Source organism: Neobacillus sp. (assembly GCF_031988165.1).
GTDB classification, from domain to species: domain Bacteria; phylum Bacillota; class Bacilli; order Bacillales; family Cytobacillaceae; genus Neobacillus; species Neobacillus rhizosphaerae.
In genome coordinates this window covers 1-18,926 of sequence record NZ_DALZYO010000003.1, presented here as the reverse complement: position 1 = coordinate 18,926, position 18,926 = coordinate 1, and the positions used below count along the sequence as shown (strand labels likewise).

The 18,926-nt window shown below is 35.4% G+C and carries 16 protein-coding genes; 1 reads left to right on the top strand and 15 read right to left on the bottom strand.

Annotation, left to right across the window (positions count from 1 at the left end):
* Positions 1-25: 25 nt before the first annotated feature.
* Positions 26-1,030, bottom strand: coding sequence for an ABC transporter ATP-binding protein (locus RTR43_RS02400; RefSeq protein WP_312469392.1), 1,005 nt, complete (start codon positions 1,028-1,030; stop codon positions 26-28).
* A complete protein-coding gene (locus RTR43_RS02395; RefSeq protein ID WP_312469390.1) occupies positions 1,017-2,015 on the bottom strand; it encodes an ABC transporter ATP-binding protein in 999 nt (332 codons plus the stop codon). Before RTR43_RS02395 ends, RTR43_RS02400 begins: the two co-directional genes overlap by 14 nt.
* Positions 2,016-2,796: 781 nt before the next feature.
* On the opposite strand from RTR43_RS02395, the gene dacB reads away from it, so the two are divergent.
* Entirely contained in the window at positions 2,797-5,664 is a 2,868-nt protein-coding gene (gene dacB, locus RTR43_RS02390) for a D-alanyl-D-alanine carboxypeptidase/D-alanyl-D-alanine endopeptidase (RefSeq protein WP_312469388.1), read from the top strand.
* A gap of 214 nt (positions 5,665-5,878) precedes the next feature.
* Here the strand turns inward: dacB and RTR43_RS02385 are convergent, their stop codons facing one another.
* From RTR43_RS02385 to RTR43_RS02325, 13 genes are all read right to left on the bottom strand, one after another.
* A complete protein-coding gene (locus RTR43_RS02385) occupies positions 5,879-6,517 on the bottom strand; it encodes a TetR/AcrR family transcriptional regulator (RefSeq protein ID WP_312469386.1) in 639 nt (212 codons plus the stop codon).
* Between the two features lie 327 nt (positions 6,518-6,844).
* Positions 6,845-8,023 carry a thiolase family protein gene (locus RTR43_RS02380; protein WP_312469384.1) on the bottom strand — a complete coding sequence of 393 codons (1,179 nt, stop codon included), beginning with the start codon at positions 8,021-8,023 and terminating at the stop codon, positions 6,845-6,847.
* Positions 8,024-8,047: 24 nt separating this feature from the next.
* Complete coding sequence (locus RTR43_RS02375) at positions 8,048-8,254, bottom strand: ferredoxin (protein ID WP_312469382.1); 207 nt, start codon at positions 8,252-8,254, stop codon at positions 8,048-8,050.
* A 23-nt stretch (positions 8,255-8,277) separates the two neighbouring features.
* A complete protein-coding gene (locus RTR43_RS02370; RefSeq protein ID WP_312469380.1) occupies positions 8,278-9,483 on the bottom strand; it encodes a cytochrome P450 in 1,206 nt (401 codons plus the stop codon).
* Between the two features lie 116 nt (positions 9,484-9,599).
* Positions 9,600-11,558 (bottom strand): class I adenylate-forming enzyme family protein, encoded by a 1,959-nt coding sequence (locus RTR43_RS02365; RefSeq protein WP_312469378.1) that lies wholly within the window; start codon positions 11,556-11,558, stop codon positions 9,600-9,602.
* A 742-nt stretch (positions 11,559-12,300) separates the two neighbouring features.
* Positions 12,301-13,464: a YecA family protein gene (locus tag RTR43_RS02360; RefSeq protein ID WP_312469377.1), complete on the bottom strand. Its 1,164-nt coding sequence runs from the start codon at positions 13,462-13,464 to the stop codon at positions 12,301-12,303.
* A gap of 162 nt (positions 13,465-13,626) precedes the next feature.
* Entirely contained in the window at positions 13,627-14,529 is a 903-nt protein-coding gene (locus tag RTR43_RS02355; RefSeq protein WP_312469375.1) for a DMT family transporter, read from the bottom strand.
* Between the two features lie 334 nt (positions 14,530-14,863).
* Positions 14,864-15,589, bottom strand: a complete 726-nt coding sequence (locus tag RTR43_RS02350; protein ID WP_312469374.1) for a helix-turn-helix transcriptional regulator — start codon at positions 15,587-15,589, stop codon at positions 14,864-14,866.
* 345 nt (positions 15,590-15,934) lie between these two features.
* Positions 15,935-16,477 carry a signal peptidase I gene (lepB, locus tag RTR43_RS02345; protein WP_312469373.1) on the bottom strand — a complete coding sequence of 181 codons (543 nt, stop codon included), beginning with the start codon at positions 16,475-16,477 and terminating at the stop codon, positions 15,935-15,937.
* A gap of 264 nt (positions 16,478-16,741) precedes the next feature.
* Positions 16,742-17,077 (bottom strand): hypothetical protein, encoded by a 336-nt coding sequence (locus RTR43_RS02340; protein WP_312469372.1) that lies wholly within the window; start codon positions 17,075-17,077, stop codon positions 16,742-16,744.
* Positions 17,078-17,268: 191 nt separating this feature from the next.
* On the bottom strand, positions 17,269-17,697 hold the full coding sequence (locus RTR43_RS02335) for a hypothetical protein (RefSeq protein ID WP_312469370.1): 429 nt from the start codon (positions 17,695-17,697) through the stop codon (positions 17,269-17,271).
* 166 nt (positions 17,698-17,863) lie between these two features.
* A complete protein-coding gene (locus RTR43_RS02330; RefSeq protein ID WP_312469369.1) occupies positions 17,864-18,274 on the bottom strand; it encodes a GNAT family N-acetyltransferase in 411 nt (136 codons plus the stop codon).
* A gap of 166 nt (positions 18,275-18,440) precedes the next feature.
* Positions 18,441-18,704: a hypothetical protein gene (locus tag RTR43_RS02325; RefSeq protein ID WP_312469368.1), complete on the bottom strand. Its 264-nt coding sequence runs from the start codon at positions 18,702-18,704 to the stop codon at positions 18,441-18,443.
* Between the last annotated feature and the right edge of the window lie 222 nt (positions 18,705-18,926).

The following is an 18,926-nucleotide window of genomic DNA, read 5'->3' as shown; positions in this document are numbered from 1 at the left end:
CCCCTTCTTTAAAAAATTTATAGAATCACTTTTTACATAAATGACATGCAACAAAGTGGTTACTACCTGTTTGAATAAAATCTGGCTCCTTTGTTTTGCAAATATCCATTACTGCAGGGCATCTTGTGTGAAACCGACAGCCAGATGGTGGATTAGATGGACTTGGAACATCGCCTGTTAGAATAATCTTTTCTCGAGCATCTCCACCTGCATCTGGAATAGATGAGAGAAGTGCCTTTGTATATGGATGTTGCGTTTTTTTGTATAAATCATCACGAGTTGTCAGCTCAATAATTTTGCCTAAATACATAACTGCGACTCGATCACTAATATGGTGAACTACGCTTAGATCATGTGAGATAAATAGATAAGTAAGGTTCAATTGTTTCTGGAGGTCCTCTAGTAAGTTAATTACTTGTGCTTGTATCGACACATCCAAAGCTGAGACAGGTTCGTCACACACAATAAGTTCTGGCCCTAGTGCTAATGCCCTAGCAATGCCCACCCTTTGTTTCTGCCCACCTGACATTTCATGAGGAAATCTATCCAAAAAGCGACTTCCTAAACCGACCATATCCATCAGTTCAGTAATTTTCGTTTCAGCATTTTTTATTTTATGGATTTTAAATGGTTCTAATAAAATTTGCTTAATGGTTCTTCGTGGATTTAAGCAAGCAGATGGATCTTGAAAAATCAATTGTGCCTTCTTAGTGAAGTCCTTCTGCTTTGATTTAGGAATATTGGTTATATCCTCACCATTAAAAATAATTTTAGATCCAGAATCTGACGGATAAAGATTAAGCAGTGTCCTACCTAGCGTACTTTTACCACATCCACTTTCACCAACAAGACTAAATGTTTCACCCTTTTTAATCGTAAAAGAGACATCATCTACTGCTCTAAGCAGGCCTTTTTTTCCATCAGAGCTTTTAATGTGAAAGGTCTTCTTTAAGTGTGAAACCTCTAAAATGTTTTCAGAGGCATTATTGTTTGATGCCGTTGCTATTGCTTTAGTATCATTTTGTGGCATATAAATCCTCAACCTTTTCTGCTTCGTCATAAATAAAGCATCTTACTTCACGACCATCTTCTCGTTTAAATAAAGGAGGCGCTTCCTGTTTGCATCGCTCTGTTGCATATTTGCAACGCGGATGAAAGCTGCAGCCGTCTGGCATTTTCAACGCATTAGGGACTGTACCTTCGATCGCCTCAAGTCTTTCTACTTTATTAGAGATTTTCGGTATTGCATTTAGCAATCCCTTTGTATACGGATGAAGAGGGTCAGCAAACACTAAATCAGTTGGACTTTTTTCAACTATTTGACCAGTGTACATGACTACCACTTTCTCACACATTTCTTTCACAACACCTAAATCATGGGTGATCATGATAATACTCATATCTCTCTTTTTCTTTAGGCTGTTCATTAAATCTAGAATTTGCGCTTGAATAGTAACATCTAATGCAGTGGTAGGCTCATCTGCAATTAATAGTTTTGTATTACAAGCTAACGCAATGGCAATCATGATTCTTTGACGCATTCCGCCTGACATTTGATGCGGATATTCATGAAATCTCTGCTCCGGGGAAGGAATTCCTACCATTCTCAGCATCTCAATTGCATAATTTTTTGCATCTTGCTTGCTTACATCTTTTTGGTGAATCAGGATTGGCTCCATGATCTGCTTGCCACAAGTATGCAGAGGATTAAGTGATGTCATCGGCTCTTGAAATATCATTGACACAGACTTTCCTCTAATTTTCCGCATTTCCTCAGGTGAAAGTTTTAACAAATCTACGCCATCAAAATCAATTTTCCCAGTGATTTCAGAGTTAGCATTTTGCAAAAGTCCCATTATAGCGAGAGAGGTAACACTCTTGCCACTACCACTTTCACCAACGATTCCTAGTGAACTACCTTGTGCTAATTCAAAGCTTAAACTGTCCACTGGTTTGACAACACCCTGGCGCGACTTGAATTTAATCGTCAAATCTTCCACTTTTAGTAATGTCATAAGCCTCACCCTTTTCAAAAGTATTGTTAAATGATTGCCAAAGAACGGAAGGACTTTATTTGTGGAAATATACATAAAATTTAGACTATTTTAACTATATTAATATACTTACAGAAAGATGTCTAGCACTTTCAGACTTTCCTAGCAATAAATAATTATCGAACTTTGACAAATGTTTGAACTCTGGATATCTTATTCTACCAAGAGGTTATTTTTTTGTTCAAACCTCATTTTCACTCATTACAGGAATGCTCTTCTATAGATCAAAAAGAAAAGCTGCCATAATGACAGCTCTATAAAGTATAAATTATTTTCGTCCAATCTTGTTTTTAATGCTTCCAAAATATTTTTTATTGAAGAATTATTCATACTCATCACCTTTTAGTAAAAATGGAATAATAGTTAGTATTCGTGAGGTGATTGAAAATTCCTTTTTTTACCAAACTCTCCTTTAGCTGAATAAGTTCTACAATACGGCTTTAGATAAAATAATTAAAACTGATGTAGTTGTGTTCACCTTATATATCCACTAAGGCATTTCCAGCATATATGGTTGTATAAACATTGGTAGCGGAAGTTACTTTCCATCCTCAAGCAAACCACATTGAACACTTCTTTTTTCCTAACTGATTTCCTTATTTATCCTTTTAATAAATATAAAGACTACGAGCTTCTCATGCTTATCTACTAATATGGTAATTTTAGTAGGAATATACCAATAGTTGTCGAAATATTTAATCTTTAGTAATACTATTTTAAATGAAAGGAAAGGAGAGATTGTATGAACCGATGGAAAGCTAAGTGGAGTGCGGTACTGTTGACATTCATGCTCATGATTTCTTTAGTTCCGCCTGTACAGGCACAAACCACCCAGGAGGAGGAACTGAGAAAGCTTTTACAGGCCTATGTTCAGCAACTGAGCGGCAATCCAAATAGTGAAGGAATGTCTGTGGGATATGAAGTCTATTCGCTTGACGACAATAAGACGCTCGCCTCTTATCATTCTGATAAAACGTTTGTTCCTGCCTCTGTCTTTAAGCTCCTCGTAACTGCGGCAGGCGTGAGCAAATGGCCAAAAGATATGACAATCCCGACAAAAGTCTTTACAACTGGAAATATGAGTAATGCCGGTGTACTTAATGGCGATATCATTCTTAAGGGCTATGGCGATCCGATGCTGACAGTTGAAAAATTAGACACATTGGCAAAAAATTTGGCAACTCAGGGGATACATAAAGTGAATGGCAATATTATCGTGGACGAAAGCTATTTTGATGATCAGCGTTTAGGCGAAGACTGGATGTGGGATGATGAGTCTTACAGCTATAGCACGCAAACGAGCGCCTTATCCGTAAGAGAAAATACGGTGAATGTAACCGTTCATCCAGGAAAGGAAATTGGCGAAAGTCCAACAGTCACCATTGACCCGGCACCTGACTATGTGACAGTTGTCAACAAGGCAAAAACGGTTGAAGGAAGCAAAGTATCGTTAACAATTGACCGAACAATTGGAAAAAATGAAATCTCCGTAAGCGGAACAATCGGGAAAGATTATTCTGCTAATGGGTATACCGTTACACGCACGATCCATGACCCGGCGCCTTTTACAGGCACCGTATTTCGTGATTTACTCGTAAAACAAGGCATTACTTTTAAAAATAAATCTGCTATTGTAAAAGGCTTAGTTAATGATGATGCTCGTTTAACTGCAGCCGTCGAATCACCAAAATTAGATGATATATTAAGGGAAATGGTGAAAGAAAGCGATAATTTTTACGCAGAAATGCTCACCAAGCTGCTGGGTGCCAAAGAGGCCGGCGTCGGGTCTACAGCTGCAGGAATCGAAGTGATTCATCGTTTTCTGGTAAACACTTTGGGGTTAGAGGATGATTTTATTCAAAAAGACAGCTCTGGCCTTACCCGATTGGATCACATCTCCCCTCATGACTATATTCAATTACTGAAAAGCATGTATGACGGAACGGAACGAGAAAGATTTATTTCATTTCTGCCGATTGCTGGTAAAGATGGTACGTTGAAAAACCGAATGAAAGGCACTGCTGCTGAAGGAAATGTAAAGGCCAAGACAGGCAGTATGAGCGGAGTTAACTCCCTTGCCGGTTATGTTACGGCGAAAAACGGCCAAACCTTTGCGTTTTCGATTTTACTCAATGGGATTTATAAAAGTTCCTTCGCGACAAATTTACAGAACCAAATTGCCATTGCATTGGCGCAATATCCTGAGTTACCTAATCCGCCGGCCAGCACACCTGAATCACAAAGCTATCCTATGGCTAAAGACTTTGATCCCCTACTGGATGATCCTGCCTTTAAAGGAATTATTAAAGGAGCAGTGATCTATTCCACTAAGAAACAGGAAGTGCTATACGCCCGGAGTCCGCAATCGCTTCTGACGCCTGGAGCAAGTGTAAAATTATTAACAACCGCAAGTGCCCTTGATAACCTTGGACAAAACTACCGGTTCAAAACAGAACTTTATACTACTGGCACTATCACAAATGGAATATTAAATGGGGATATCATTGTCAAAGGCTATGGGGATCCAACATTAGCAACTGACAGTACCCGGCAAGTGTTAGGCGGTCCAACGATTGAAGGAATCGCACAAGACCTCAAGAATGCCGGCATTCATCTCATGAAAGGAAACATTATCGTGGATAGTCAATTTTTCTCGGAGGATGTATATGCACCTGGATGGACATGGGACAATGAAAGTGAACCAGCCCAGCCGCAAATTACAGCACTTTCCGTCAATCATGGTACGGTCCGGCTCCAATATGAACCAGGAAAGATTGGCAAGAACATCAACGTAACGATGGAGCCAAGTGTGAATGAAATTAAAATTGTCAATACAGCCGTCACCGGAGATGCAAATAGCAAAAATACGTTGGCAATCAAAAGAATACGCGGGGAAAATACCATTGAAATTTCAGGAACGCTGCCTGCCGGAACGGAAAAAGGATTTAAAGATGTTTCCATCGAAGCCCCTCATCTGTATATGGGTTATGTTTTGAAAAACAAATTAAAAGAAACAGGGGTTAATGTAAGTCCCCATAGTCAAGTGGTGAGCGCGTCCAAACCAGCCGATGCCAAACTAGTGAACACCTATGAGTCTACTACTCTATCTGAAATCGTCAGCTATATGAATCACCATAACGACAATTTCACCGCAGAAATGATCATTCGTTCACTGGGTGCACTGATTAATAGCAGTGGAACCTTTGATGATGGAATCGAGACGGTTCATACCATGATGAATAGAGTGATTTCCTCTCCATTTGACATGATGGATGGATCAGGATGGACAAAATACACGCAAATTTCGGCAGCACAAGTTGCCAGCTTATTAGCAGCTGAAACACAAAAACCAATTTTCCCAGTGTTCTATGACTCTCTTGCGAACGCAGGTGATGACGGCAGCTTAAAAACCGGATTAGGCAACATCTCCAGTCCGCTGCTAACGGGGATTTTGGAAAATCGCGAAGATATCCCCGGACTTTCAGGATATATCAAAACAAAAGACGGCGACCTATTAGCCTTCTCACTATTACTTAACGGCTACAGCCAAACTCAAAGCAAACAGCTCGTTAAAAACTTTGCCCAGAAACTTGTGGACATGGCTCAATAAAGCATGGGAACGGTTCTCTTTGCATCTTTTATAAAGCAGCAAGAGAACCGTCTTTATTTATTTGAGTTAATTATTTCTGGTAAATATGGCTCTCTAATGTATGGATTCTAGCCGTAAAAAGGAATGGCTCAAAGTTGAAATAACAAATTTAATCTATCGGCTGCCCCATCATTTTCTTTTTCATCTTTATAATGTAAAAATTAAGAATTTCTGCTTAATGGTTTTTCTGGATTCCATCCATTAATATAGAGACAACTTGTTTTACAACCAACTTAGGATCGCTTTTGCTGTCCCACCATAATGGAACCGAATTTGCCGTACTGAAAAGAGTATTGATAATGATTTTATCGTCGATAGATTTAAGTTGGTCAGGATTTTTTATACGCCATTCCCGTAAACATAGTAAATAAGGTTCTACAATCGCTTTTTTAAAGTTGATAATTTGGTCTTTATATTCGGGCGGAGAAGATTCATCTGAACTTAATGTTGGTATAGAAAACGGAAAATCCTCAAGAAATAATAGAATATGTGCTTCTAGCATTTTTGTGAGACGTGTCTGTGGGTCTTGAATAGATTTTGGTTGCTCGAGTTTTTCTAGCCAATAATCAAATACCACCTTGTAACAATTAAATAATAATTCATTTTTAGATGAAAAATATCGATACAAAGCAGCTCTAGTTATCCCCATTTCTGAAGCAATATCTTCTAATGTTGTTTTATAGTAGCCTTTTTTAGCAAATATATTAAATGCTGTTTTTATTATTTCTCTTTTCTGATTCACCCTATTTTGATGTATTCGTTCGCTAACATCTTCAGGTTTAGTTTCTTTTGTAAAATTATTTATGAAATCCACAACACTTTTCCTCCATTATTAACAAAAAACAAAATATTTTTAAATGACAATATTTTTGCAAGAGTCAAGTATATATTTTCACCATTTTACAAGAAAATCCTTCTTTTATAAAAAATTGCTCCTAAACTAGTTATATTACAAGCTACTTCCATGATATTTTTTTATATTCTTTGTAATCGGTTAATGGAGGATGATTCCTCTTAGTTTCGTTACATTTTATCCAACTTTTTTAACAAAAAGAGTACCCAATAAATGAAAATTTTTACTAAGTACTCATTTTTATAAAGGGCTTGACACGTTGCCCGCTGTTATAAATAAATTATTGCTTTATTTTTTTAGAATAGTGACAGCTGCAACAGCATTTTCCAGTCCAAACATACCACCTGCATTTTGAGCTAATGCCATCTTTACGTTTTGAACTTGAGTAAAACCAGCTGTACCTCGAATTTGAGTTACCAACTCACAAATCTGACCAAGTCCAGTCGCACCAACTGGATGACCTTTTGCTTCGAGCCCTCCACTCGGATTAACAGGTTTTAGACCATTAATATAGGTAATCTTTTCTTCTATTAATTTTCCAGCCTCACCAAATTTACATAGACCCAGCTCTTCGTAAGCCATCAATTCCGCTGATGCAGCTGCATCATGAACCTCAAAAACATCAATCTCTTCTGGCCCAGCACTTGCGGATTGATAAGCAGCTCTACTGGTTTCTTCTATTACATTTGGTTCCCCTATGGAATGTTCTTTTCCTGAAAGGATAACAGATGCAGCGACATAAATCGGTTTATTTGTTAATTTTTTTGCATAGTTTGCAGAACATAGAACAACTGCAGCTGCACCATCACTGATTGGAGAACACATATATCTGGTAAAGGGTTCAGCGATTACCCGGTCAAGAAGTACTTCCTCAATCGTAATTGGCTTGGATCTTTGAGCAAAAGGGTTTTTACTCCCATTTGTATGGTTTTTAGAAGCCACCATCGCTAAGTGTTTTTTAGTGACACCCGATCGATTCATATATTCTCTAGCTTTCCTGGCATAGACATCCATAAAAATACTATGAGATCCGCTCGAAGCTTCTATTATATCCTTCATCTCTTCAACATCTACTCCACCTTCAAAGGCCTTAAACGTGACTGTTGGATCTTCATGTGTCATTTTTTCAACACCGAGAACTAATACACAATCATACATGCCTGCTTGTATAGCAACTGAAGCTAAATGGAGTGCAGAGGAGGAACTTGCACAAGCATTCTCAATATTAAAAATAGGTATACCCCCCATACCAACAGAACGGAGGATGACTTGACCTCTAATCGATTCCTGACCAGTTACCACTCCAGCTACTGCATTCCCAACATATGCTGCTTGGATTGCTTCCATTGGGACTCCAGCATCATCAAGAGCCTTTATGATCGCTTCACTACCGAGCTGTTTAAGACCTTTATTAAGAAACTTCCCAAATTGCGTCATTCCGATACCACAAATTACAACATCATTCATACTAAGGTTTTCTCCTTCAAAAAATTATTGTTCATCCTTTACAATTGTGATTGCGTTTATCGGACAACTATCAGCTGCTTCTTGAATTCTATTACTATCATTTCCATCTACATTCACGACTGTTGATTTTCCCTCTGAATCTAATGTAAATGTCTGTGCCGCATAATAAATACACGTTGTCGACCCAATGCACTTATTTTTATCCACATATATCCTAATTCTATTGCCCATGCTCAATACATCCTCTCGGAAGATTAGTCGAAAATTATCGGTAACTGCTTTAATGCTCGGCTAATAATGTTTGGTTGCCACTCCAAGTCTGTCCTTTCTAATCGAATATTTTTAAGATGCTTTAAAACTTGATTTATCGCTATCGTTGATTCGAGTCTGGCTAAAGGAGCTCCTAAACAATAGTGAATTCCCTTGCCAAATCCGAGGTGTTGATTGGACTGTCTTGTTATATCTAATTTATCCGGATTTTCAAATACTTCGGGATCACGATTTGCTATGTTTTGCATTAATAGAACACGTTGGCCCTTTTTAATTTCTTTGTCAGCCATTTCAACATCTTCCTTGGCTATTCTCATAATTGCTTTACTGGGGCCTTCATAACGAATTAATTCTTCAATCGCTGAATGAATTAGTGATGGGTTTGCTCTTAATTTTTCTAGCTGGGCAGGATTTTTTAGAAGTGAATATATGCCGTTTGCAATTAAGTTGGTTGTTGTTTCGTGTCCGCCAAATATTAGCAAAGTGCATGTGGAGATCACCTCGCCCATAGATAGGGCATCCCCACTTTCTTTAGCATTTACAAGAGACGTAATTAAATCATTTTGTGGATTTTTTTGGCGAGCCTGAACCACATTTTCTAAATAATAAACCATTTGCTGCATTCCATTTTTTGCCCGTTCGTGTCTATTTGTTTCTTTTACCGCTCCAAAAACAAGCAACAACAAATCGTCAGACCATTGCTTTAATAAATCTCTGTCTTCATCAGGTAACCCAAGCATTTTTGAGATGACCAAAATGGGTAATAGAAAGGCATAATCACGGATGACATCCATTTTTCTTGTACTTTCTACCTGTTGTAGCAAATAATCAGTAATTTCGTTCATAAATGGCCGCATTTCTTCGACAGCTTTCGGTGTAAATGCTTTATTTACCAACATCCGAATCCGAGTGTGATTTGGTGGATCACTAAACACCATCCATTTTGAAAGAACCTCATACGTAGAAGCCATATCCAGCACCATCTGTTCTGGCATATTTTTTGATGGTTTAATCCGTTCAGCGGTAAAACGGGGATCCATTAGTAATTTGTTAACATCATGATATCGAGTGAAAATCCAACCATTCCATCTTTCATTCCAATATATTGAATCTTCTTTACGTAATTGATGAAGATATGGATATGGATTATTAACAACTTCTTTATCTAATAAATCTTCTATTAATGGCATTTGATAATTCCTCCTGAATCAATAAGAATGTTCCCAAGTTGAAAATTATTTTGCTATTCTGCTAATTTTAAAGAAGAAAAATTTCCTTATTTATGCTTGTTGACAAGCTGATGAAATTATCGCTTATTGTCCACTGCTATTGGACTTTTCTTAAATCTAGCTTCGTCTGGTTTAAGCAATCCTACAATGCCATCTTTTTTAAATAACTCTGCCATTTTCTTACTAAAATCAGTATTATTTTTTAAGTGTTCAAACGCCTGATTTGGTGTCAAAGAAGTTCCCTCTATTTTTATTAGCTCACGATCCAACAATTTTGATGGTATGCTTTCCATAAACTGATGGAAATTTTTAACTACATTTTCTTCGTCGTCAAGTTCTCCCCAAAAATCAACCAGACTCTGTTTTAAAACTTTTCCAGCAGGATTTGCTGGTAGTTCCTTAGCAAAAACGACATATTCTGGTACTTCATAATAGGTCACAAGTCTACTGCAATAGTCCCTTATTTCTTGTGGAGTACTAGTTTCACCAGGTTTAAGCACAATTACTGCTTTGACTCTCTCAGCAAAAAGTTGATCGGGTACACCGACTACTGCCGCTCTTAAAACTTTATCATTTAGATATAATTGATTTTCCACTCCGATGCAATAAACGTTCTGTCCGCCTCTTACAATCATGTCTTTCTTACGATCAAGCAGCCAAAGGTAGCCTTCTTCATCAATTTTTGCCCAATCGCCGGAAAGCACATATCCATCCTTACGAAAAGTTTCGTTGGTCTTTTCTTTATCTTCCCAATATCCGGCATTCGTTTGCTGTCCTTTATAAGCTACTTCGCCAATTTGATCACGTTCGGTAAGTTCATTCCCTTCTTCATCAAAAACAGTAATTTCAGTACAAGCAGTAGCTAATCCACAGGAAGTAATCTTTCTAATTGCATCTTCCGTTGGCAATCCGAAGCCTGTTGCAGTACTTTCTGAAACGGAGCCAGCATTTACTGCCGCAATAAGTGAAAATTCTTTCATAAGCTGATTGATAAAACTTTCAGAAGATGCATGTCCTCCAAATACTAGTTTCGTTAATGAAGAACAATCATGTTTTTTAAATTCAGGATGATTCATGATAAATGTGAGCATGATTGGTGCTGCTACTGCAAATGTAGCTTTTTCTTTTTCGATTAATTTAATCGCATCCAACGGAGAAAACGCTTCCATTATAACGCATTTTGCCCCAACCAATAGCGCTGGCATAATATCACAATAAACAGCTGTATTATGGTACAAAGGAGGCATACAGATATTTACATCTACAGACGATAACCCATAAATCATATCTTGTATTGTTTGAGCACAAGCTAAAGCATTCGAGTGTAATGTCATCGTTCCCTTTGGGCTTCCGGTTGTACCAGAAGTAAAGGAAATTGCACACAAGTCCCATTCATCTACTTCTTCCGAAACATTTTCTATTTGATTTTCATATTTTAATAGGTCTGAAAATGGCACACATTTTTCCGATACCTTTTGGTTACCAGTAACAAAAATTTCTTCTACATGTTGTAATTTATCTCTGATTTCTTTTACTTTTTCCCACATGTGAGGTGAAACCACTAAGATTTTAGATCTTACTTTATTTACTTGTGTAGCAATACCTTCAGAAGCCAGACCTAAATTAATTGGTACAGCTATTCCACCCAATTTTATTGCACCGAAAAAACTAAAAATATATTCTGGACTTCCTCCGGTAATGATGGCTAAACGATCGCCTTTCTTAAAATCGTATTTGTATCTTAATGAATGAGCTACACTATTTACTTTAAGACCTACTTCTTTCCACGTCATCCGAATTCCTGTTGGATGAAAAACATATGCTTCTTTATCTGGAAAATCTTTTATATTTTTTTCAAGAACCTCCGTAATACTATTTGGTCTGTCTTTATAGGCATATATCTCAGCTCCTTCCCATTGAATCCCCCTGTTGAAGGGTGCCTTTACCTTTTCAACTTTCCCATTGAGTACCGGATACTGATCTCTCCATGATTTTGCCATCCCTTTTACAACACCATTCACTTTCCATGCGGGCATAATATCAAGCTCCTTCTAGATAAATTTAAAATTCACAACCTGAAATAGTCCTATCAGGACAAAAAAATTTAAAAAGAGATAACGCCCCTTTTAAATTTTCTAACAGCTAGAGATGATATTCTTTTACCGAAAAAATGTTTGAATATAAATAATAGACTACCAGTTATATAAGTCCGGGTACTTTAGAGGATGTTTTGTAACAGTGCTATATTATTTTGGAGAACACGTCATGCGTTTTTCTAAATCAGGTAGTAGACAAATGATTAAATAATCTTATGCTTCATGAGGTTTGTTAAAATGAAGGATAACCTTGTATTCTAATTTTTTGATGGTAGATCAAGGAAACCAGCAAAAGCCTAACATTTTTACTTATCCCAATAATTCAGGGGTTTTGAGAAATAATAATTAATGCGAAATAACTCTATTTAGACAGTGAATACAATAAAAATAATAACTCATGAGTAACTTTTTTGTCAACTTATTATTCAGAATGTTAATAATAATTAAATTTTTATCGCGTTCTGTTTATCTATGATGGATTTATATAAATTAATAGCTATTAATCGGATATAAAAATAAGGGGTTTCTTATTTATCTTTCTAAAAAAGGGGTTAAAGATTGAGTAGTTGAATGCAAAAATATTTAACCTAAAAATAGAAAAAACGCCTAACGGCGCTTAAAAAATGAATTTCCGACTTCCTTTACTAAATGTGGTAACGGATCAGTAGATTTTCCCATCCATTTATTTTCCGCAGCACTTTTTATATTTTTTGCCGCTTCCACATGGACATGGATCATTTCGACCTACTTTATTTTCTTTTTGAAAAGGAACGTTTTGAAGTAAATTCTCCTGCTTACTTTCGTTTCTAAAATCCATTTCCCTTTCCATTGCTGCTAGTCTCCAATGCTCTAGCTCAGGGTGACCCTCGCCTAATATGGAATAAAAACCATAAACTGTTAGTTCAATATCAACAAGAGTTGAGAAATACTCCTTTTTCATATGGTCGTTAATTTCGGGAAGTGCCTCTTTAGATAGCTGATGACAGAGTGCTTCGACAAGTAAATCTTGGTCACTCAACTCTTTTGTACATTGATAGGCCTCTCTTAAAACCTGAACAGCGAGGTCTGTTTTAATATTTTCAACAATGGAGCTTGCAAAAATAATCGAATCCTCCCTCTGTAAATAAGGTGCTACCGCCTTAACCACCTCATCCGTTTGAAAACGAATTAACGCATTAGAGACTTCTTCTAACAAGATATCGTCATCACGTACTAACAAGCTTGCGAGAAATGGGATTTGCTTTTTAAGTTTTAGTAGTCCAATCATATAAACTGTTAAGATACCCTCAAAAGAAAACCATTGTTCGTTTAATTCCGCTTGAATAATCAAGTCTATTTCATCTTCTGTGACCCAGCCATTTTGAACAATGCATGCTGCCAGTTTTTTCGCTTTTATGTATTCGTCATGCTGGTAAGAGTCAGCACGTTCAAGGGCATTTAAAATTGCTGCGTATTCTGAGTATATTACTTCTTCCGTCCCATTTATTAATAACTCATAGAACGACCACATTTCCTTCCTAATATATCTTTCCAGCGGCTCCCTATATTTTAGAGCAAGTTCCGGATCAATATGGTCTAACAATTTCACTGCTAAATGCATTTTGGATTTATCCATCAATGGGATATTTTCGATTAGAATCTTGACTGCCTCTTCATTTATCGTTTGATTATCTACATAGATTAGAATGGAAGTTTGCTTCTCTTTGTTTTTAAAAGCTTCCATTAATAATTCTATCGTCCATTCTTCTGGTACGTTTGGAAAATCGTGTAGTGCAAGAAGTACAGTTTCTTGAATTAAAGGGTCATTGCTAGTTAAGTGCGGTTTTATTTTTCCTAAAAACGTCATCTTTTAAGTCCTTTCCATCTACTTTGTGTTCAACCTTAATTTTCATAATAGTTGATGTAATCACTATCACCAAAATTAATTGTACTCAAAATTATGAACTTGAGCACTTTCAAAATATATAAGAGGAAGGAAATAATAATACCGTTTCGATATTTCCCATTACTAACTCTTTGGATTTTCTTTTGAAAATTTTTTTATAGGACGGATCGCTATATTACCTGAAATTAGTAATCCAGTTACAACAAATACTGTTGCTGTAATATTAAACATAGTAATAGATTCATTTAAAAAAATTACGGCTAATACGTATCCAAAAATTGGGGTCATAAATAACCAATTGTTAGCCCTTACCGTATCCTGTTTCAAAAGGTAAAACCAAAGCAACATCGAACCGATAGAAATCATGAACACTAACCAGAGTAGTGATACAAAAAGATTTAAATCCATTATTAAAAAGTAATGATCTTTTTCGAGGATATAGGTTATTGGGATTAACACAACTCCACCAAATGACACTTGCCAAGTATTAATAACAATACTGGGTAGATTTAAATCTACTTTATTAAAATAAACACTCCCAATCGCCATTGATACCATTCCTATTCCTAAAATAACCAATCCAGATAATTTTACCTCATTGCTTGTAAAAGAGGGCCATGTGGCAATTACCAATCCCATAGCTCCAACAATCATTCCGATCCATTCTTTTAAAGAAACTTTTCGTTTCAACCATATATTAGACAAGATAGCAACCACAAATGGATTAGTCGTAACAAATAAATTAAATAAGCCTGCCGATACATATTTCAATGCCAAAAAGGTTGCACCTAAATAAATTGTTGTATTTAATAACCCTAAGACAATTAGTGACCGCCATTCCTGTGACTTAGGCCAAGGATATTTTTTATGAAACAGGTAAACATACAGAAATAGCAACCCTCCAGCAATCAGAAAGCGAGTAGTAGCCAATACCAAAGGGGTTGTAGAGTTTAATCCAAACTTTGTGGCTATCGCCGCAGATGACCATAAGAGTGTAAAAAATAAGCCCAATACTGTTTTCATCATTTTGCTCCTTAAAATTGTTTATCAAAAAAAATAACCATGACTAAAATAATAATCACAGTAATTAAGGGGATTGGACCTTCAACCAAGCAGATCCATATTTAATTTTACATTCATGGGTATAAAGAATTTTGACTAAATATCAGAACCTTTTAACCAAATGTCATTTTTTATGGGTTATTAATTGTTTGTTTATCGGAACGACTTCTGTAGTCGCGAAAAACGATAAAACCTAAACCCCCCCAAACACATAGTGACACTAAAAATCATTCCTTCAATCGGATCCATTGGCATGGTTTAACTTGATAATAATGGAAGTTTTACAGATTTATCGAGGTTATTTTTCTAAAATCCTGGTTTTTTTTCGGAATTGGCTAGGTGTTATTCCCTCATATTTTTGGAACAAACGTGTTAACGAGGATTGATGTTCTAATCCGACTTGGATTGCAATGTGTATAATAGGTAAATCCGTACTACGGAGCAATTCTTTTGCTTTATTCAAACGTACTTCCTGTATATATGTTGAAGGGGATGTTCCTGTTTCTTTTAGAAACCAATCGGAATAATATGAACGATTATAATGTTCAAGAGCTGCTAATTTTTGTACGGTAATTTTCTCATTATAATGTTCATGGATATAACTGATTGATTTAGGTTGTTGATCTTGAAGTAAATAAAATGAAATATATGGATATAGTTCCTTAAGCGCAGATTGATTTATAGGTTTATGGTCGATTTCATTTAGGATAAGATATCGAATACCTTTCCATTGATTATTTAATTTCCATGAATATCCCCTATTATGTAACGCACTTTTGGTAAGCATAGAATGAGGGATATCTAAAATCAAAAACTCATTACGTTCTGATGAATGAAAAGTATGTACACACTTGGGTGGAAGAAAAAATAAGGTTTCATGATCCAGTCGAAGTTCCTGTGCTCCCGCAATAATTGAAAGTTGCCCTTGGAGAGGCAAAATTAGCTGTGCATAACAATGAGAATGAGTATCTTGAATTGCACTATAAGTTCTTCGTTCTGCCACAAGATCATTGATCTTTTCCATTTTATAATCCCTCCTACCCTATTTTAATAAGAAAATATATACAATATGTTCCCTACAATTTTAATCTATGGATCAAAACATCCCTTATTAATACTTCTATTTCTATCCACTAAAATTCCTTCTTTTAACTCAACAATCTGGCCTTACAATGAAAATAAGCACTGTTCCTTTTTTCAGGAAAGCGCCCGATTGTGGAAGACCAAAAAATTGATAGTGATTTAAATTAGTATTCTTACTCTTTCGGTTTCCTCAATAATATGGCCCTAAAATGAAAAAAGAGCGCTTTTCCTTTTTTGCAGGATAGCGCCCTTTAATTGATTAACCCCTCTCCTGTTGAACACTCTTTTATTTCGGTATACCTACATCTTGCAATGGAAAAAACCGGAGTTTTACTTTTCCTATAATTGAGTCATCGGAAATAAAACCAAAACTTCTACTATCCCTACTTTTCAATCGATTATCTCCTAAAACAAAGAGATAACCATTTGGAACAGTTGTCTTTCCAGAAAGTTCTTTTAATGTGAAATCACTAGTAACCTTCAATGTAATATCACTTTTTCTTTTCACATAAGGTTCCTCATACGGCGTTCCGTTAATATATAACACATCATCTTTCATTTCTACGGTGTCTCCTGGTAGACCAATTACCCTTTTAATATAATGCCGTTGATCTTCATCAGGTGCATTAAATACAACTATATCAAATCGTTGAATGTCAGATATTTTACTTATCAAAACTCTATCATTTTCTTGAAATGTAGGTTCCATTGACTCTCCATAAACAGTTGTCGGTGTAAATAAGAAGTTGCGACAAATAAAAGCTATTATTAATGCACATGCGATTGATTTAATCCAAGCGTAAACTTCCTTTTTTGTTTTTTCTTGCAAGCCAATTCCTCCTATCAAAATTTTAGCTTCAAATATAATTAATTATAATTTATATCTTGGAGAATTACCATAATTTGTTTTTTTAGCATGTCAAATTAATATAAGCCTCCAATTCAAAGTAAAAAGTTTCTCAACAAAAATGGTCCTTAATAAAAAAAAGAACACAATTCTTACTGTAGAATTGCGCCCTTTAGTTGAATAAATAAAAAGCTAGCAAAGTATCCCATGTTCAAGTAACGCTACCCATTAGTGAAATACAAAAAACTACCCGACATATTGAAGAATTAACTGATATAATGCTATGGAAAGTCCTAAAATACTCGCTTTCATTTTAGATGGATGATTTCTTTTACTGCGAAACAAGTAAAAGAAAACTACTATAAATCCCAAGGGAATCCATAGTTGAAAGACACCTTCTTTTGTACTGCGTGAAAAAATTGGAGCAATGTAAGTGCTAAATAGAAAGTAAAAGAAAACTGTAAAACGTCGTGTTTCTAATTGCTTGCTCCATCTTACTAAAAAGTAAATAATAATTATTGCAATAATCGTAATGTGTATCGGGGGTAGAACAATAGCACCGTTTCCAAATTTAAATTCCATTCTGCATTACCCTCCTCTTTTTATAGTGTATCACCATTTATGGTAAAATTTCGGAATATTTTTTATATGAAGTCATATTTTCTTCCGTAAATATCATTTAACCCTATTCCTACTTCACTAACCTGACCGTTAGTCGAACAAGAAAAAGGGCATTACCTTAGTTCGTAATGCACCCCGTTTGTTGAAAAAGGTTATTTTTCTAAAATTAGATAATCTTTTGTTTTAGATATTGAAATACCATTTTCATTAGCAAAATCAATTAAATCTATAAATACATTGTTGGGAGCAAAATTAACAACTCGAATGTTCAATCCTCTTTTGACTTGTATAATAGCACCCTTGGTAGTCCAACCAATACGCTTAAATTTCATCTGAATTATTTGATTGGGAAATAGTACTTTTTTGTAGATGGGCATTGCAAAGAATAACATTTGATATGTCAAATAACCGTCATCTATCACAAATTTAAATTGAATAAAGATTAACAACAGAATGAATAAAGCAAGTAATATTTGAAAATATAATAATCTATTGTAGATTTTTATCATTGTAATTGACGCTACTGTTATTGCCAAGAAAAAGCCTAAAACTCCTCTTTGAGTTCTTGCGTTGTATATCATTTCTCCCCCATCCCTCATACTATATAAATATCCAGTATGTTGTTAAACTATCCCGTTAGTCGAATAAGAAAAAGGATCAAACAGCAGCTATCCTTCTTGAACTAAAGCCCCCGTTAGCTTAACATCAAAAAAATAAAACAGGCCTCAATTATTTATTTTATTCATATTACATAACCCAATATTTTTCTTCTGGTTTACCTTCTTCAACAACTTTCTTCCAACCATTATTCTCATAAAACTTCATCGCTTTTTGATTTTCAGATACACATTTCAATCTTAATGGTTTATTCATTTTTTCTATGGATGCATTAACCAATTGACCACCAACGCCTTTACCCAAGAAATCAGGGTGAACAAATAAATTATGTATAAAATTATCTGGCAAGTACAAAGACGCAAATCCAAGGATATGAGTATCTTCCTCTGCTAAAATTATATACTCTCCTACAGTATGCTTATCAAAGTCTTCTAAAGTCATTTCTTCTATATCTGCCCAATGAAAACTTTTACGACGAGATTCTAAGTATATCAGTCTTAAATCAGGGTAATCTAATTCACTTGCTACTCTAATATTCATATTTTCACTCTCACTTTCTTTTATATAAATAATAACATAATTTTCAATCTATATATTTTAGTTTTAAATCAAGGTTTTCCTTCTTACACTAAACTGCCATTTAGTTAAAGAAAGAAAAGGTACTGTTACTCAGTTAACGAACGCCGTTTGTAAGACAAATCACATGCTATCTGAAAAGGATTTTAATCATTGTTAATACAAAAATTAAGCATCCCGCTCCAAAGTAAAAATAACCTAATTCATTAGATTGATTTTGATGGATTTTAAATTCCCATCCTTGAAGAATAAATAAAATAGATAATATTATTTGTATCAAAGGTGTTAAATCTGTTTTACTAAAAAAATTTATACCTGATAACATTAAGTTAATGACAGCAATAAAAATACATATCCAATGCAACGTACTAATTTTTCTCAATCTTATGCTCATAAAATCCCCCTGCAAAATTATTTGAATTATTCAACATTAACATTTTATGGGGATTTTGTCTTATTTATGAAAAAAATAAAGTCTTTCGCATAAGAACACTGTTAGCTAGAAAAGAAAAAGCCGCCAATTGGCAGCTGGATCTTTCAGTAAAGCACCCGTTAGCCATCCATGAAGCGCAAAAATCAGCGCTTCACCACAGAGAATGAAAATGGGTTAGAACCG

Excerpts from the sequence above, each read along its gene's own strand:
- RTR43_RS02400 (WP_312469392.1), bottom strand. The coding sequence starts at position 1,030 with ATGCCACAAAATGATACTAAAGCAATAGCAACGGCATCAAACAATAAT.
- RTR43_RS02395 (WP_312469390.1), bottom strand. The coding sequence starts at position 2,015 with ATGACATTACTAAAAGTGGAAGATTTGACGATTAAATTCAAGTCGCGC.
- dacB (WP_312469388.1), top strand. The coding sequence starts at position 2,797 with ATGAACCGATGGAAAGCTAAGTGGAGTGCGGTACTGTTGACATTCATG.
- RTR43_RS02380 (WP_312469384.1), bottom strand. The coding sequence starts at position 8,023 with ATGAATGATGTTGTAATTTGTGGTATCGGAATGACGCAATTTGGGAAG.
- RTR43_RS02375 (WP_312469382.1), bottom strand. The coding sequence starts at position 8,254 with ATGGGCAATAGAATTAGGATATATGTGGATAAAAATAAGTGCATTGGG.
- RTR43_RS02370 (WP_312469380.1), bottom strand. The coding sequence starts at position 9,483 with ATGCCATTAATAGAAGATTTATTAGATAAAGAAGTTGTTAATAATCCA.
- RTR43_RS02365 (WP_312469378.1), bottom strand. The coding sequence starts at position 11,558 with ATGCCCGCATGGAAAGTGAATGGTGTTGTAAAAGGGATGGCAAAATCA.
- RTR43_RS02360 (WP_312469377.1), bottom strand. The coding sequence starts at position 13,464 with ATGACGTTTTTAGGAAAAATAAAACCGCACTTAACTAGCAATGACCCT.
- RTR43_RS02355 (WP_312469375.1), bottom strand. The coding sequence starts at position 14,529 with ATGATGAAAACAGTATTGGGCTTATTTTTTACACTCTTATGGTCATCT.
- RTR43_RS02350 (WP_312469374.1), bottom strand. The coding sequence starts at position 15,589 with ATGGAAAAGATCAATGATCTTGTGGCAGAACGAAGAACTTATAGTGCA.
- RTR43_RS02340 (WP_312469372.1), bottom strand. The coding sequence starts at position 17,077 with ATGGAATTTAAATTTGGAAACGGTGCTATTGTTCTACCCCCGATACAC.
- RTR43_RS02335 (WP_312469370.1), bottom strand. The coding sequence starts at position 17,697 with ATGATATACAACGCAAGAACTCAAAGAGGAGTTTTAGGCTTTTTCTTG.
- RTR43_RS02330 (WP_312469369.1), bottom strand. The coding sequence starts at position 18,274 with ATGAATATTAGAGTAGCAAGTGAATTAGATTACCCTGATTTAAGACTG.
- RTR43_RS02325 (WP_312469368.1), bottom strand. The coding sequence starts at position 18,704 with ATGAGCATAAGATTGAGAAAAATTAGTACGTTGCATTGGATATGTATT.